We start from the raw sequence: 16,411 nt of genomic DNA, 5'->3' as shown, positions 1-16,411 counted from the left end.
AGGCGGGGTGGCGGTATCGGTCATGCCGACACCTTAGCCGCCCCTCAGTCACGGAGAAAGGCGTCGAGTGCAGCCTGGAACGCGGCAGGCTGATCCAGCATCACGAAATGCGCCGCGTCGCCGATATCGACGAAGGTCACGTGCGGTGCCGTCGCGTAGGCCTTCCGATAGAGCGCATCGGCGACGGGCTTGGTCGGCCCCGCCGCGTTCCACGGATAGACGAGCGTAATCGGCGCTGCGATCGACGCCATGTCGGGACGCAGGTCGGTCGTCAGGTCCTCGTACATCGCCTGCGCCGAGACGCGCACATCCGCGTTGGCCGCCCAATCGGCAACCGCCGCGCGCGACGCGGGCTTCAGTGCCATGCGCGCAGCAAGCGCCTCGTTCGCCGCCGGGTTCGCCGGCTTGCCGTACGCCGCCGCCATGCCGGCGCGCATCGCCTTGGCCTGTGGTTCGAGCGCCGCAACCGTCGCACCAGGCGCGAATATCTCGCCGATATACGGCAGCGAATCGACGATCATCAGCTTGCCGACGTCCTCGGGATGCGCCTTGGCCAGCATCAGCGCGACCAGTCCACCCATCGAATGCCCGACGATGGCCGGCTTGCCGAGCTTCGACTGGGCGATCAGCGTGTGCAGGTCGGCGACGATCCCATCGAGGATGCCAGGCGACAGGTTCGCGCGCGGATCGTCGCCGCCGAAGCCGTTGGCCTGCACGACATACACCCGGTGCGACTTTGCTAGGGTAGGAACGACGCCCGCCCATACCGCGCGCGGCGACGACAGCCCTGGAACGAGGATCACCGGCGTGCCCTTGCCGATGGTCTGCACGGAGATGTGCGGCATCTGCGTCTCGACGGCGTCGACCTTCGGTGCGGCGGCGGTCGCAGCCTGCGCGTGGCTCGCGGCGGGATTCAGGACGATCATCAGCGTCACGGCGGTAGCGGCGAGACGGGTTTTGAGATGTGAAATCATGTCGCTGACTCCTTCGACGGGCTCGTGAAAATGTCTTCAATGCTGAGGTCGAACAGTTCGGCGATCTTAAACGCGAGCGGCAGCGACGGATCATAGCGCCCCGTCTCGATCGCGTTGACGCTCTGCCGCGACACGTCGAGACGGTCGGCGAGGTCGCCCTGGCTCCAGTCCCGCTCGGCGCGCAACACCTTGAGGCGGTTCTTCATGAGCGACCGGTCTTCACCGCGAAGATATTGACACAACCACCCAGCATTAGTCCGGCAAACCACAGGATACCGGCCGCATAGGCGGGGATGTGCACAGCCAAGCCGAAGCTTTCTAGAAATCCCCAGATCGTCGTCGCCGAAAGCATGAAGCCAGTCGCTATCAGCGTCTGTCGGATCGTGAGCATTCGGATATATTCGTCCGGCTCGTCAGTGAGATAGCGACCCCAGGCCAGAAAAATTCCGACCAGTGGCAGCGCCGGTAGGATGGCGGCGGCATACGCGAGGGCCCCGTGGGGCGGACGGGTCCTGAACAGAGCAACGATGCCAAACAGCGCGCCCATGTAAGCGAGGCTGAGGCCCAACACAGTGTAATTGTAACGGCGGAGAGCGGGACTCTTATGCATGGTCAAGTGTCCTTTCGAATCAGTAAAGGAAACTTGTCATGCCATGATAAGCAAGTCAATGTCGCTTTACACGAGCTTGCCTAATTGTTGGTAGGGGAGCGCCCAGCTGGCGCAGGGGCACGCGGCCTCAACCCGGCCGCGAACGCGTCCTGGGTGTGACTTTATCCTAACCTTTGGAAACCGGCGGGCTTCCGAAGCATCGTCAGATGATGAATTCGACCGTCTTCATCTGCGTCTGATCGGCGGCGACCGCGCCGCGCTTTAGCACCATCTGGCGGTGGAGTTCGGCGACCGTGTCGCTCCCGCGGGTCTTGCACAGCGCCGGTACGAAGGCGTGGACCAGCGCGCCGAGGCCGCCCTTGATCATCGTCATGCCGAAGCGCCCGGCGACGCCGAAATGCTCGACATAGCTCTCGCCGACGGTGGCGGGGTGGTCAAGGAACAGGCGGCGGAACATGGGCAGTCTCCTGTCTTGTATTGTATCAGGTAGCGGCCAAGGCGTCGACCATTCCCGCCGCCAGCACGCTCAGCGTGTCGTCGCGCGCGCCCATCACCACGATCCGGTCGCCCGGCCGCGCCTCCGCGACCAGCGCCGCTGCGGCCTCGGCACGGTCGGCGACGTGCCGTGCGTCCCGACCACCCTCGACGATGTGCGCGACGATGTCCGCACTGGTGACATCCCGCGTGACCGTCCCGCCGTAATAGGCGGGGTCGGGCAGAACTAGCACGTCGTCCTCCGCCATCCGCTCGACGAACGTAGCGACCAGCTCGCGCCCCATGACCTTCAACGGCCCATAGCCATGCGGCTGGAAGAACAGGAGTAGCCGCCCCGGAAACGCATGGAGCGTATCGAGCGTGGCGGCGATCTTGTCCGGGTTGTGCCCGAAATCGTCGATCACCGCGACCCCGCCAGCCTCTCCCACGAGGTCGAAGCGACGACGCAAGCCCGTGAACCCGGCAATCGCGTTCACCGCATCGGCCAACGATACGTCCGCAGCCATCGCCGCCCCGATCGCCGCGAGTGCATTCGACACGTTATGCTGCCCAGGCACGGCCAGCTTCACCGGCGTCCGCACGCCGCGTGAGACGATGTCGAAGCGGATCGCGAACGGCTCCGGCTTGAGGTTCTCGGCACGCAGGTCGGCCGACGCATCGATCGCAAAGGTGGTGATCTGACCGCGCGGCAGCCGCGAGGCCAGTGCCGCCGCATCGGGATCGTTCGCGTTCACCACCGCCGTCTCGGCCTTCGCGATGAAGTCCCCGAACAGCACGCGCAGTTCCTCCAACGACTTGTGGTCGAGACTGACATTGTTCAGCACCGCGATCTTCGGCGCATAGCCTGCGATCGATCCGTCGCTCTCGTCCACCTCGCTGACGAACGCCTCGCCTTCGCCGACCAGCGCGCTGGCGAACGGGGCGTCCGGGGTGGCGAAGTTCTTCATCACCGCCCCGTTCATGACGGTCGGATCGCGACCCACGGCATGCAGAATCCAGCCGATCATCCCAGTTACAGTCGACTTGCCGCTTGTCCCCGCTACCCCGATCGGCAGGCCGCTGTCGTTGAACAGCGACGCCAGCATCGCCGCACGGGTCGAGCGGGTACAGCCGAGCGCATCCGCGGCGATCAAGTCCGGCACGGTCGACTCGATCGCCGCGGAAGCGATGACGAGCTGGTCGGCCGATACGATCCCGCTGCCATCCTGCGGGAACAGCGCGACGCCCTTGGCGGCGAGGTCGTCGAACTTCGCAGGCACGCGGCCCTGGTCGAGGTTTCGGTCCGAGCCGGCAACGGTCGCGCCGCGGCCGGCGAGGATCATCGCGAGCGGCATCATGCCGCTGCCGCCGATGCCGACGAAGAAACAGGGTTTGCTGATATCCATCGGCCCGCGATATGGGCGGTTTGGTAACGGGGCAAGGTCGGGAACACGAACAATGCGCATCGGTGTCCTCGCCGCGTCGAGCCGGACCAATCCCGCGGCGATCGCTAAGATCACCGCCTACGCGGCCACTGCGTTCCCGGAGGTCGAACTCGTCTTCCACCCGCAGTGCCTGGAGACCGACGGCCACTTCGCCGGTTCCGATTTCCGCAGGGCGGCCGCATTCCTCGAATATGCCAACGATCCGGCGTTCGATGCGATCTGGTTCCTACGCGGTGGCTATGGCTCGAACCGGATCCTGGCGATGGTCATGCCCGAGCTCGGCCGCGCGGCGCGCCACAAGACGTATCTCGGCTATTCCGACGTCGGATTCCTGCTCGGCGCGCTCTACGCCCGGCGGATCGGGCGGCCGGTGCACGGCCCGATGGTCAGCGACGTCAACCGGCATGATGGCGAGGCGACGGTCGCGCGGTCGCTAGGCTGGATGGTACGCGGCGATCGGGCAGGGCTTGAGCCGGGACTCGACGGGAGGCCGTCAGCGGCATTCAACCTCAGCATCCTGACCTCGCTGATCGGCACACCGTGGCTGCCCGACCTGACCGACCACGTCCTAATCGTCGAAGAGGTGTCGGAGCCGATGTACGCGATCGACCGCATGCTCTTCAAAGTCGCCAACGCCACGCAGTTGAAGGGCATCGCCGGACTGCGCCTCGGCGCCGTGACCGCGGTGCAGGAGAACGATCCGCCCTGGGGCGAGACGCTCGATTACATGATGGTGCGGTGGAGCCGCGACATGGGCGTGCCGTATCTTGGCCGCGCCGAGGTCGGCCACACGCAGGCAAACCATGTCGTCCCGTTCGGGGTAGCGTGACGTTCGACGCCGGCTTGCCTATATAGGGTGTGCGACTGCATAAGCCGCGCCTCTTCCAACACCAGAAAGTCCTCCATGTCCGCCATGTTCCGAATCACGCTGCCCGACGGTTCCGTCCGCGAGGTTGCGCCCGGGACTACCCCCGCGGATGTCGCCGCTGCGATTGGGCCGGGCCTCGCCAAGGCGGCGCTCGCCGCGCGCATCGACGGGCAGGTGCGCGATCTCAACCGGCCGTTCGAGGGCGACACCGCACTCGCGCTGGTGACCGCACGCGATGAGGCGGATGCGCTGGAGCTCGTCCGTCACGATCTCGCGCACGTTATGGCCGAAGCGGTCCAGCACCTCTTCCCCCGGTACGCAGATCACTTTCGGTCCCGCGACCGACGACGGCTTCTATTACGACTTCGCGCCGAAGGACCGCCCCTTCACCGAGGAAGACCTGCCTGCGATCGAAGCCGAGATGCGCGCGATCATCGCCCGGAATGAGCCGTTCCTGCGCGAGGTCTGGACGCGCCAGCAGTTGATCGATCGCTGGACGCAGCAGGGCGAGAGCTTCAAGGCCGAATGGGCCGCCGAGCTCCCCGAGGGCGAGGAACTGACGATCTATCGCCAGGGCGAGTGGCTCGACATGTGCCGCGGGCCCCACATGGCGTCGACCGGGAAGCTCGACCCGGCCGCGTTCAAGCTGACGCGCGTGTCGGGCGCGTATTGGCGCGGCGACCAGAAGAACGCGATGCTGTCACGCATCTACGGCACCGGCTGGCTCAACAAGAAGCAGCTCGACCAGCATCTCTTCCGCCTCGAAGAAGCCGCCAAGCGCGATCACCGCAAGATCGGCGCGGAGATGGACCTGTTCCACCTCCAGTCCGAGGCGCAGGGGTCGGTGTTCTGGCACCCCAACGGCTTCGTGCTCTGGCGCCAGCTGGAGGCGTATATGCGCCGTCGCCTCGACGCTGCCGACTATGCCGAGGTCAAGACCCCGCAGCTGATGGACGCCAAGCAGTGGGAGCAGTCGGGCCACTGGGGCAAGTACCGCGAGAACATGTTCGTCGTCCCCGACGAGATCCCGAACGGCGAGGATGAGGGGCGCAGTCCTGTCCGGCGAGGGCGAGCTGATGGCGCTCAAGCCGATGAACTGCCCGGCTCACGTGCTGATCTTCAAGCAGGGGATCAAATCCTACCGCGACCTGCCGATCCGGATGGCCGAGTTCGGCTGCTGCCACCGCAACGAGCCGCACGGCGCGCTGCACGGGATCATGCGCGTCCGCCAGTTCACGCAGGACGACGCGCATATCTTCGTCCGCGAAGACCAGCTGGTCGAGGAAGTGCGCAAGTTCTGCGAGCTGCTCAACAGCGTCTACAAGGACCTGGGCTTCGAAGACTATGCGGTGAAGCTCGCACTGCGCCCCGAGAAGCGGTTCGGCGAAGATTCGATGTGGGATAAGGCCGAGGCGGAACTGCGCGAGGCGGTGATGCAGTCGGGCCTGAGCGACACGATCAAGGCGAACTTCGAGGAACTGCCGGGTGAGGGCGCGTTCTATGCGCCGAAGCTCGAATTCCACCTGACCGACGCGATCGGCCGGACGTGGCAGGTCGGCACGATCCAGTCGGACCGCGTGCTGCCCGAGCGACTCGACGCGTCGTATGTTGGCGCGGACGGCGAGCGGCACCGCCCGGTCATGCTCCACCGCGCGATCCTCGGTACGTTCGAGCGCTTCATCGGCATCCTGATCGAGCATCATGCTGGCCGATTCCCGCTCTGGCTGGCGCCGGTACAGGCGGTCGTGGCGACGATCGTGTCGGATGCGGACGACTATGCACTTGAGGTTGCGGCGAAGCTGAAGGCGGCGGGCATCCGCGTCGAAACGGACCTGCGCAACGAGAAGATCAACTACAAGGTGCGCGAGCACAGCCTGGCGAAGGTGCCGAACCTGCTGGTCGTCGGCAAGCGCGAGGCCGAGGAGGGCAAGGTCGCACTCCGCACGCTCGGCAGCCAGGCGCAGACCATCCTGACGCTCGACGAAGCGATCGCGCGTCTTGCGGACGAGGCTCGCGCACCCGATATGTGATCCAACGGGGCCGGCTTTCCGAGCGCGGGTTTCTGCGCTATAAGCCGGCCCAAATATTGTCAGAAACTTCAGGAGCAAACCCCATACGTCCTCCCACGATGCGCCGGCCGATGCAGACGCCCGCAATGAACGGCCCGCGATTCAACGAATTCATCCAGAGCCAGAAGGTCCGCGTGATCGATCACGAGGGCGAGAATCTGGGCGTGATGTACACGCGCGAAGCGATCGAGCAGGCAGCCGAGCATGGGCTCGACCTGGTCGAAGTGTCGCCTAACGCGGATCCGCCCGTCGCCAAGTTCCTCGATGTCGGCAAGTTCAAGTACGAGGCGCAGAAGAAGGCGAACCTCGCACGCAAGTCGCAGAAGACGCAGGAGATCAAGGAGATCAAGATGCGCCCAAACATCGACGATCATGACTACGACACGAAGATGAAGAAGGTGAACGACTTCATCGGTGAAGGCGACAAGGTCAAGATCACGCTGCGCTTTCGCGGTCGCGAACTCAGCCACGGCCAGCTCGGCATGAACCTGTTGAAGCGCGTTCAGGACGACGTCGCGGAGATCGCCAAGATCGAGGCGTATCCCCGCATGGAAGGCCGCCAGATGCTGATGGTGCTCGCACCGAAGTAAGTGGCGTAGCGGCTTCGGTCGCTACCACGAGATTTGAGGCTGGCCAGTCCTGAAGGACTGGCCAGCCTTTTTGTTTGTCGGTACTGGACGTCTGGTTGCTTGCATCTAGCCCCGGAGTTCCGGCTGATGTGAGATTCCGGCGGCCGTATGCATTGGTTCTAACGGGGCGTGCGGGCCTCCCTCCTACCGGTGAGGCGGTATGCCAGACGCGCAACCTGAGAAGCCTCGTTCGATAGGCCGGAATTGCTCAAATTCCCTTTCCAAGTAGCCGACGGATGGTTCGTATCCACGGCTGGTGCTCAGAATGCAGCGCGATTTTCTGTCTTCCAGCCGAACCCAGCACTCCCGGGTCGCGCGGCCCCATGGCAACCAAGTTGCAATTTGAAACTAGGGTTTGCTGTTTGTACTATGTGGCGGTTTGGAGACACAATGTTCAAAAATAGACTTCCGTATGCGGAAATCGCTAGACGTGAAGGGTGGAATATCTCTACCTAACGGCCAAACCATAAGTTCGAAAACATTCGAACACGTCAGGGAGAGAATGCCGATGCGTATGACCGCATATCTGTTGTCCGCCGTCGCGACTGCGGCCATCGTCACGCCGGCATTCGCGCAACAGGCGACGTCCACCGTTGAAGCGCAGGCGTCGCCCTCGCAGGGTACCGCCAACGCATCGGTTGCGGGCCAGACCAACGCTGCAACGGACGCCGACACCACGCGGGCGGCAAGTGCCAACGCCGGGATTCAGGGTAACGCCAGCGACATCGTCATCACTGCGACGCGCCGTTCCGAGCGTCTGTCGAACGTGCCAATCGCGGTTTCGGCAGTCGGTCAGGAAGCACTGCAGAATTCGGGCGGCAGCGACATCCGCTCGCTCAACCAGCTTGCGCCGTCGTTGCTGATCTCTTCGACCGGTAACGAATCGAACGCGTCCGCGCGTATTCGCGGAATCGGTACGGTCGGCGACAATCCCGGCCTCGAAAGCTCGGTCGCGGTGTTCATCGACGGTGTCTATCGCAGCCGTACTGGCGTCGGCCTCAACGAACTAGGCGAGATCGACCGGGTTGAAGTTCTTCGCGGACCGCAGGGCACATTGTTCGGGCGCAACGCTTCTGCAGGTCTCATCAATATCATCACACGGTCGCCGGAGTTCGACTGGCATGGCAACGCCGAGGCGACTTACGGCAATTACGACCAGAAGCGGCTTGCAGGCGGCATCACCGGCCCGTTGATCGCCGACAAGCTCGCCTTCCGGGTCGACGGCGTCTACGTGAATCGCAACGGCTTCTACAAGAACGTCACGGCAGCCAACGGCAGCGAGAGCCGCGTCAACGACCGCGATCGCTATTTCGTCCGCGGCCAGTTGCTGTTCAAGCCGACCGATACCTTGAGCTTCCGCCTGATCGGCGACTATTCGCACCGCAAGGAAAGCTGCTGCGGCGCGGTCTATTACAACCAGGTCGAGACGACCGATCCCACGCCGAACGCAGCCGGCGTCGCGCCGTTCTTCGCCACGGTCAACGCCGATGGCGCAGTCACGAACAACACGACGAACCGCATCGTCGACATCCTGCGTCGCCAGGGCGCAGTGTTCCCGCTGGCCGGCAACACGCCAGATCCGTTCAGCCGCGACGTCGCGATCACGCCCGGCCAGACCTTCCGGAATACGACCAAGGATTACGGCGGCTCGCTGCAGGCCGACTGGGATCTTGGTGGCGCGACGTTGACGTCGATCACTGCGTATCGCCAGTACAAGTCGGGCAACGCGGGCGATGTCGACTATACCAACATCGATCTCACGCATCGCGCGGCGGACGGCAATGCCTACCGCCAGTTCAAGACTTTCACGCAGGAAGCGCGCCTCCAGGGTTCGCTGTTCAACGACAAGCTCGACTGGCTGGTCGGTGGCTTCTACTCGAACGAGAAGCTCAAGCTGGTCGATAACGTCGTCTTCGGCGCGCAATACGGGCAGTTCGCGGCCTGCCGCCTCGTCGCCACAGTCAGCCCGAACGCCGTGCTGCAGAACCAGAACAACCCAGGCTGCATGAGCGCGGCCGGACGCGCGACAATCGCCGGCGCCTTTGGCCCGGCTGGCGGCCTGATCACGTCGGCGCTCGACCGCCTCACCGGTGGGGTCGGTCTCGGTGGCGGGGTCAACAACGTCGGCGACTCCGGCTCGATCTACCGCCAGAAGAGCGAGAACTACGCGTTCTTCACACACAACATCCTGCATCTGACCGACACGTTGTCGCTGACCGGCGGTCTTCGCTACACGCACGAAACGAAGAAGTTCAACGCGAAGTTCAACAACAACAACACGGTCTGCCCAATCCAGCAGGCGGCTCTCGCTCCCCCTCACGCAGTCGCAGAGTGGCGCCACGGCGTTCGCGCAGGGCATCGTGACGTTGACCTGCACCGGCAACTCCAGCCCGGCGTTGAACGCGCTCAGCCTCAACGACAGCTTCGGCGACGGCGAGTTCACCGGCACGGCGGTCCTGTCGTGGAAGCCGTTCACCAAGCTGCTGACCTACGCGTCGTTCGCCAAGGGCTACAAGGCGGGCGGCTACAACCTCGACCGTTCGGATCTCGGCGGGGTAAACGGCGTGCTGACGCCGCGGACCAATGCCGATGCACCGGGCCTGCGCTTCAACGCCGAGAAGGTGAACAATTACGAGCTCGGGGCGAAATTCAACACGCGCGGCTTCACGTTCAACGTCGCCGCGTTCCGCGAGGAGTTCACCGACTTCCAGCTCAACACCTTCAACGGCTCGATCTTCGTCGTGCAGAACATCGAAGCGTGTAAGGACAGCCTGGGGGGCCTCGATAGCGACAACGGGTTCAATCCGGTCACCGGTGCGCAGACCGGAGGGTGCCCGACCAACCGTTCGAAGAAGCCGGGCGTGATCTCGCAGGGCGTCGAGCTGGAAGCGACGATGTCGCCGATCAAGCAGGTCACGTTCACGGCCGGCTATACCTATGCGGATACCCATTTCCGCAAGAACCTGATCGGCAGCTCGACCACCGGCGAGCCGCTCGACCGCGCACTCTTCCTGCTGCCGGGCAGCCAGTTGTCGAACGCTCCCAAGAACGTCGTCACGACGTCGTTCGCTTGGACGCCAGATCTCGGCTCGAACGGCATGTCGGGTCTGATCTATGTCGATAGCCGCCTGTCGTCGGACTATAATACCGGTTCCGATCTGGCGCCGGAGAAGAAGCAGGACGGCTTCGCCGTGGTGAATGCCCGCGTTGGCCTGCGCGGCAAGGACCAGGCTTGGGCACTCGAGTTCTGGGCACAGAATGTGTTCAACAAGAACTACATCCAGGTCGCGTTCAACACGCCGTTCCAGGGTGCCGGGTCTTCGGCCAACGTCGCAGCCTATGGCGGCACCGGCAACGCGCTCTACTCGGCATTCCTCGCCGAGCCACGCACTTACGGCCTGACCCTGCGCTCGCGCTTCTGATCGGGTGATTGAATGGAAAGCCGGCCCGCAGTTCGCTGCGGGCCGGCTTTTCCGTGCGCGGGTCTGTGCTCGGGCAATCCTGCTGAACACGCGCTGTTCTCCTGCGAACGCAGGAGTCCAGGTTTCCAAGCGCTACGCTCTGTTACCCTGGGCTCCCGCTTTCGCGGGAGAACACAGTAGCGCTAAGCCGCTAGATCGATCTCTTCGCCTGCCGCCGCCGCCAGTAGACGCCGCTCCAGCGTCCTCAACCGCGCGGGCTGGGTGATCCGATCGCCGGTCAGGTCGGTGACGTAGAAGGTATCCACGGCCCGCTCGCCATAGGTCGCGACGTGCGCGGAGTGGATCGTCACCTTCGACTGGAACAGCGCATTGGCGAGTTGGTTGAGCAGCGCCGGCCGATCTCGCGCGTTGACCTCGACCACGGTGAACCGGTTCGACGCCTTGTTGTCGACCAGCGCATTCGGTACGATATCGAATGCCTCCGCACGCGTGCGCGGCAGCGGCTTCGCGACGAGGCGGTCGGCAAGCTTGCCGCGGTTGGCGAGCGCGTCCTCGATTGCGGTCTTGAGGCGTGAAAGCTGCCCGGACTCGTCGAACGGCCGCCCGAACGGATCCTGCACGAGGAAGTTGTCCACGGCCATCCCGTCGCGCGTGGTATGGATGCGCGCGTCGATGATGTTGCCGCCGGCGACGTGGATCGCGCCTGCGATGCGGTAGAACAACCCGGGATGATCGGCAGCGTAGATCGTCACCAAGGTCGCCCCGCGCCCGGGATAGACATGTGCGTCGATCGCGAGCTGCGCGTCGCCCGTGGTCGCCAGGAAGCGGGCGTTGTGCGCCAGCACGTCTTCAGGTTCGGCAATCCAATAGGCTTCGGGGAGCCGGTGAACGAGCGTCGCGAACGTCTCCTCGCTCCATCCTAGCGCGTCCCGCAGATGCTGCTGCTTAGCCGCAATCCGCTCGGCGCGACCCTTTTGCTTATGACCCAACCGCAGGACTTCCTCGGCCGATTCGTAAAGGTCCCCGAGCAACTGGCGTTTCCAGCCGTTCCACACGCCCGGCCCGACGGCGCGGATGTCGACGATCGTCAGCGTAAGCAGTAGGCGGAGGCGCTCCGGGCTCTGCACCACGTCGCAGAAATCGAGGATCGTCTTGAAGTCGCTGAGGTCGCGCTTGAACGCGGTGGCGGACATCAGAAGGTGCCAGCGCACCAGCCAGGCGACGGTTTCGGTCTCGGCAGGCGTCAGGCCGAAGCGCGGGCACAGGCGCTGCGCCACCTCCGCCCCGAGGATCGAATGGTCGCCGCCGCGACCCTTGGCGATGTCGTGAAGCAAGACCGCAACGTACAGCGCGCGCCGCGACACGATCTGTTCGAAGATCGCACTGGCGAGTGGGTGGTCCTCCTTCAGCGTGCCGTTCTCGATCCGCGCGAGGAGACCGATGGCGCGGATGGTATGCTCGTCGACGGTGTAGTGATGGTACATGTCGAACTGCATCTGCGCGACGACGCGCGCGAAATCGGGCACGAAGCGGCCGAACACTCCAGCCTCGTTCATCCAGCGCAGCACCAGTTCGGGATCGCGGGGTGAGGTCAGCACGTCGAGGAACAGCGCGTTCGCCGTCGGGCTGTTGCGGACGTCGTCGACCAGCTTGGCATCCCGCGCGGCGGCGCGCATGGCAAGCGGGTGGATCTCTACGCCGTGCTTGTCGGCGAGCTGGAAGATCTCGATCAGGCGTTCGGGATCGGCCCGGAAAAAGTCGTCGCTGGGCAATGCGAGCCGCCCGCGATCGAGCACGAAGCCGTTGAGCTTGCGTGGAGAGCGTCGGATCGTCGGCAACCCGAAACGCCGGCCCCGCGCCGCGAACTTCTCGTCGAGATGCGCGAGGAAGACGCCGCTGAGTGTGCCGACGGTCTTGGCCTGCAGGAAATAGAATTGCATGAAGCGCTCGACCTTCGATTTGCCGGGTCGGTCGGAGAACCGCATCCGGTCGGCGATCTCGCGTTGCAGGTCGAACGTCAGCCTATCTTCGGCGCGGCCGGTGATGCTGTGCAGGTGGCAGCGCACCGCCTGAAAGAAATTGTCTGCGCGATGAAATAGGCGATATTCGGCCTTGGTGAACAGCCCGACCTCGACCAGTTCGGCGGCGCGCTGGACGTCGTAGATGTATTTGCCGATCCAGAAGAGCGCGTGGAGGTCGCGCAGACCGCCCTTGCCCTCCTTGACGTTGGGTTCGACGACGTAGCGCGTATCGCCCATCTTGCGATGGCGTGCATCGCGTTCGGCGAGCTTGTCCGCGATGAAGGTGCGTGCGGTGTCGGCCTGGACCTCGGTCTTGAAGCGGTGTGAGGCCTGTTCGTACAGATCGGTGTCGCCGCAGACGTAGCGCGCCTCGAGCAGCGCGGTGCGGACGGTGACGTCGCTCTTGGCCTGGCGGACCATTTCGTCGAGCGAGCGGCTGGATTGGCCGAGCTTCAGCCCGAGATCCCACAGCGCGTAGAGCATCGATTCTGATCACTCGCTCGGCCCAGGGCGTCTGCTTGCCGGGGGTCAGGAAGCCGATATCGACGTCCGAATGCGGCGCCATTTCCGCGCGGCCATACCCACCGACCGCGATCACCGTCAGGCGCTCGCCGATCGTCGGGTTGGGCAGGGGGTAGAGCCGCTGTGTCGTGAAATCGAACAGGATGCGGAGCAGCGCGTCGATCAAATATGCTTGCGCACTCGATGCTTCCAACCCGCGCGATGGGTGTTCGACGAGACGGCGTTCGACTTCTACCCGGCCTTTCTCCAGCGCTGCCTTTAGCAGCGTCGTCGCGTCGCGGCGGAGCGCGGTCGGGTCGACGCCCTCCAACGCGGCGATGGTTTCGGCGACGGCGCGGCGATCGATGATCGTGCGACGGTTGGGGAGGTGATCGAAGCGGCCGGACATGAGGTCCAGATAGGGGCGCCGGGCGCGTGCGTCATCAGGATTGCGCAAAACGTCCGCGAAACGTAACCGGACGCGCGAGTGGAGGACGAAAATGAGCGAACCATTGCGCGTGGCCCTTGCGGGTCTGGGGACCGTTGGCAGCGGTGTTATCCGATTGCTGGATGCGAACCGCGAGTTGATTGCGCGGCGGGCCGGGCGCGAGATCGAGATCGTTGCGGTTTCCGCGCGTGATCGGGGCAAGGATCGCGGCGTCGATCTGTCGCGGTTTGCGTGGGTCGACGATACGACCGCGCTGGCGAAACAGCCGGGGGCGGATGTCGTGGTCGAGCTGATCGGGGGATCCGACGGACCGGCGCTGACGCTCGCGCGGAGCACACTGGGGGCGGGGCGGAGTTTCGTTACCGCGAACAAGGCGATGATCGCGCATCACGGGCTCGAACTCGCGCAGGCGGCCGAAGGGGCAGGCGTCGCGCTGAAATTCGAGGCGGCGGTCGCGGGCGGCATTCCGGTCATCAAGGGGTTGCGGGAAGGTGCTGCGGCGAACGAGATCGCCCGCGTTTATGGGATCCTCAACGGTACGTGCAATTTCATCCTGTCGAAGATGGAATCGGAAGGCCGCGACTTTGCCGAGGTGCTGGCAGAAGCGCAGGCCTTGGGGTTTGCGGAATCCGATCCGAGCTTCGACATCGACGGCGTCGATGCGGCGCACAAGCTGTCGATCCTGGCGGCGGTCGCGTTCGGGACGCAGCCGGCGTTCGACGACGTTGCGATCAGCGGTATCCGGCATCTGTTGGGTGCGGACATCGCCGAGGCGGCGGCTTTGGGATATCGCGTGCGGCTGCTCGGGTTGGCGGAAGCGGGCGCGGACGGACTGTTCCAGCGCGTCCATCCGCATCTGGTGCCGATCGATCACCCGCTGGCGCACGTCACCGGGTCGCTGAACGCGGTCGTGGCGGAGGGCAACTTCGTCGGTCGCCTGTTGTTCCAGGGTGCGGGTGCGGGCGATGGTCCGACCGCGAGCGCGGTGGTCGCCGACCTGATCGACATCGCGCGCGGCGAGTTCGGCCCGCCGTTCGCGATGCCGGTGGTGTCGCTTACGGCAGCGCCCAAGGCGGACAGCGGCGAGCGGCGGGGGCGTGCGTATCTGCGCTTCACCGTTGCGGACCGGGTCGGGGTGCTGGCCGAGATCGCCGCGGCGATGCGGGACGCGGGTGTCTCGATCGAGAGCTTGATCCAGCGCGGGGCGATTGCGGATGGCAGCGTTCTCGTCGCGATCGTGACGCACGAGAGCCCGGAACGCTCGATCGCGCAGGCGCTGGAGAAGCTACGGGGGTCGCAGAGTCTCGTGGGCCAGCCAATGTGGATGCATATTCTGGATTGAGGGTCCGCCAGTCCTCGAACACCACCACCCCGGCGGAGGCCGGGGCCCAATTGGAGAGGTCTCAGTACCGATACGCGTGCTTCGTTAGCGACGTCCCCCAATTGGGCCCCGGCCTTCGCCGGGGTGATGGACAGCAAAGCTACCTCCCCCTTGTTCTCCCGCGAAGGCGGGAAGCCAGACTGGGTCCTCGCCCTCGCAGGGAAACAAGGGGAGGGCGATCGTGCTGAAGTGAGGCGCCGAGCTACCTTACTCCACCGACTCATTCGCCTAGTTCACTGAGCCGACGGGTCCATCGAGATCGATCGGCACGCGGCCGCGTTTGTCGGGTTTCTTCGCGAGGGCGCTTTTGATCAACCCTACCGCGGCCTTCGCGATCGGGGCGATTGGCGGGCCGAAGCCAACCTGGCATCCGCCCTGTCGCGCCGCACACGGTGTATCCGACAATTCCAGAGCGCGGACGGCGCTGAGGTTGGGGTTGGAGGCAACCGCGTGGTCGGACGGGCCGCGATCGTCGCGCATCGGCAGGCGTGGGGTGGTCGTCGCGGATTTGCCGCAGACGACGACCTCGTTTCCGTCCTTCGTCTGCGTCGCGCACGGGTCGACGAGGATCGAAAAGCGCTCCGGCACCGGCGGTGCCGCAGGCGCAGCGGTAGTGGCGGACGCCTGGAGCAGCGCGGACAGGATGATTGCGAACATGCTCAGATCCTTATGGCGCGGGCTTGCGGAACGACATGCCGCCTTCGCTGCCGACCGTCATGGTGACGCCTGCCATCCCACCGCCAACCTGGAACGGGCTGAGATCGGCGAGCGGCGAGGTGCGGTTGAGCAGGCGAGTACGTTCGTTGCGGACGCTCTCGTGCTTGGGGTCGCCGGCGTCATGTACCACTAATGGAACGCGGAACCGGTCGGCGGTTCGCAGTCCACAGACCGTGATGTCTGTCTCGTCGGCGCTCTGGATGCAGGGTTGCTCGGCGGCCATGCGGGCCCTGGCGGTTGCCATTAGCGGGTCTTCGATCAGTATCGACAGCAGCATCGCGAGCATCGGCGCCTCCCGGACAGACACGCAGACTGGCCGCGATCGTCGGGGAGGGCAAGCGTCATTGCTCGATCTTGGCTACCCCGAGCCGGGGAATGTCGATCGCCGGGCAGCGGTCCATCACGACTTGGAGGCCGGCGGCTTCGGCGCGTGCCGCGGCCTCTTCGTTGACCACGCCTAGCTGCATCCAGACGGCCTTCGCACCTGCTGCGATTGCCTGATCGACCGCTTCGCCAGCAGCAGCCGAGTTGCGGAAGATGTCGACGATGTCGATCGGGTCGCCGAGTTGCGACAGGTCTCGGAAGACGAACTCGCCGTGGACGTGCTCGCCGGTGATCTGCGGGTTGACTGGGATCACGCGATAGCCGTGCGCCTGGAGCTTGGCCATCACGCCGTAGGAGGGGCGATCGGGGCGGTCGGAGGCGCCGATCATGGCGATCGTGCGCGCGTTTTCGAGCAGCGTCTTGATATCGGCATCGGCGGTCAACGGCATCGATGCCTCCTGCAAGAAGAAACCTGGTCCGCTCGTACCGCGACTCTACGCGTCGGGTACGACCGGTAATCACACAACG

Annotated in this window: 11 protein-coding genes and 3 pseudogenes; 5 read left to right on the top strand and 9 right to left on the bottom strand. The window is 64.8% G+C overall.

The window, feature by feature from the left end; all coding sequences use genetic code 11:
- Nucleotides 1-44: 44 nt before the first annotated feature.
- The 5 genes from NHF48_RS08390 to NHF48_RS08370 all read right to left on the bottom strand — a co-directional run bounded on the left by NHF48_RS08390 (nucleotide 45) and on the right by NHF48_RS08370 (nucleotide 3,464).
- On the bottom strand, nucleotides 45-974 hold the full coding sequence (locus NHF48_RS08390; protein WP_253070824.1) for an alpha/beta fold hydrolase: 930 nt from the start codon (nucleotides 972-974) through the stop codon (nucleotides 45-47).
- Entirely contained in the window at nucleotides 971-1,180 is a 210-nt protein-coding gene (locus tag NHF48_RS08385; protein ID WP_253070823.1) for a helix-turn-helix transcriptional regulator, read from the bottom strand. Before NHF48_RS08385 ends, NHF48_RS08390 begins: the two co-directional genes overlap by 4 nt.
- Nucleotides 1,177-1,521 carry a hypothetical protein gene (locus NHF48_RS08380; protein ID WP_253070822.1) on the bottom strand — a complete coding sequence of 115 codons (345 nt, stop codon included), beginning with the start codon at nucleotides 1,519-1,521 and terminating at the stop codon, nucleotides 1,177-1,179. Before NHF48_RS08380 ends, NHF48_RS08385 begins: the two co-directional genes overlap by 4 nt.
- Nucleotides 1,522-1,786: 265 nt before the next feature.
- Entirely contained in the window at nucleotides 1,787-2,041 is a 255-nt protein-coding gene (locus NHF48_RS08375; RefSeq protein WP_107962750.1) for a DUF6356 family protein, read from the bottom strand.
- A 25-nt stretch (nucleotides 2,042-2,066) separates the two neighbouring features.
- Nucleotides 2,067-3,464: a glutamate ligase domain-containing protein gene (locus NHF48_RS08370; RefSeq protein WP_253070821.1), complete on the bottom strand. Its 1,398-nt coding sequence runs from the start codon at nucleotides 3,462-3,464 to the stop codon at nucleotides 2,067-2,069.
- Between the two features lie 52 nt (nucleotides 3,465-3,516).
- On the opposite strand from NHF48_RS08370, the gene NHF48_RS08365 reads away from it, so the two are divergent.
- From NHF48_RS08365 to NHF48_RS08350, 4 genes and pseudogenes are all read left to right on the top strand, one after another.
- Complete coding sequence (locus NHF48_RS08365) at nucleotides 3,517-4,332, top strand: LD-carboxypeptidase (protein ID WP_253070820.1); 816 nt, start codon at nucleotides 3,517-3,519, stop codon at nucleotides 4,330-4,332.
- A gap of 75 nt (nucleotides 4,333-4,407) precedes the next feature.
- Nucleotides 4,408-6,401: pseudogene (thrS, locus tag NHF48_RS08360) on the top strand (threonine--tRNA ligase).
- A gap of 98 nt (nucleotides 6,402-6,499) precedes the next feature.
- Complete coding sequence (gene infC, locus NHF48_RS08355) at nucleotides 6,500-7,030, top strand: translation initiation factor IF-3 (protein ID WP_031396176.1); 531 nt, start codon at nucleotides 6,500-6,502, stop codon at nucleotides 7,028-7,030.
- A 547-nt stretch (nucleotides 7,031-7,577) separates the two neighbouring features.
- A pseudogene (locus NHF48_RS08350) lies at nucleotides 7,578-10,491 on the top strand (TonB-dependent receptor).
- Nucleotides 10,492-10,673: 182 nt separating this feature from the next.
- Here NHF48_RS08350 and NHF48_RS08345 read toward each other — a convergent pair.
- Nucleotides 10,674-13,422 (bottom strand): annotated as a pseudogene (locus NHF48_RS08345) ([protein-PII] uridylyltransferase).
- A 91-nt stretch (nucleotides 13,423-13,513) separates the two neighbouring features.
- Between NHF48_RS08345 and NHF48_RS08340 the strand changes: the two are divergent.
- Complete coding sequence (locus NHF48_RS08340; protein ID WP_253070819.1) at nucleotides 13,514-14,803, top strand: homoserine dehydrogenase; 1,290 nt, start codon at nucleotides 13,514-13,516, stop codon at nucleotides 14,801-14,803.
- Nucleotides 14,804-15,070: 267 nt separating this feature from the next.
- Here the strand turns inward: NHF48_RS08340 and NHF48_RS08335 are convergent, their stop codons facing one another.
- Genes NHF48_RS08335 through NHF48_RS08325 form a run of 3 tightly spaced genes read right to left on the bottom strand, consistent with a single transcriptional unit; the run spans nucleotide 15,071 to nucleotide 16,332 of the window.
- A complete protein-coding gene (locus NHF48_RS08335) occupies nucleotides 15,071-15,499 on the bottom strand; it encodes a hypothetical protein (RefSeq protein WP_253070818.1) in 429 nt (142 codons plus the stop codon).
- Between the two features lie 10 nt (nucleotides 15,500-15,509).
- On the bottom strand, nucleotides 15,510-15,845 hold the full coding sequence (locus NHF48_RS08330) for a hypothetical protein (RefSeq protein ID WP_253070817.1): 336 nt from the start codon (nucleotides 15,843-15,845) through the stop codon (nucleotides 15,510-15,512).
- 55 nt (nucleotides 15,846-15,900) lie between these two features.
- The gene (locus tag NHF48_RS08325) at nucleotides 15,901-16,332 is read right to left on the bottom strand and encodes a CoA-binding protein (protein WP_253070816.1); all 432 of its coding nucleotides are present in this window, start codon (nucleotides 16,330-16,332) and stop codon (nucleotides 15,901-15,903) included.
- Between the last annotated feature and the right edge of the window lie 79 nt (nucleotides 16,333-16,411).

Origin of the sequence: Sphingomonas sp. H160509 (genome assembly GCF_024124765.2) — a bacterium.
Lineage (GTDB): Bacteria > Pseudomonadota > Alphaproteobacteria > Sphingomonadales > Sphingomonadaceae > Sphingomonas.
Note: the sequence above shows the minus strand (reverse complement) of the source record. Positions and strands in the feature narration are given on the sequence as shown.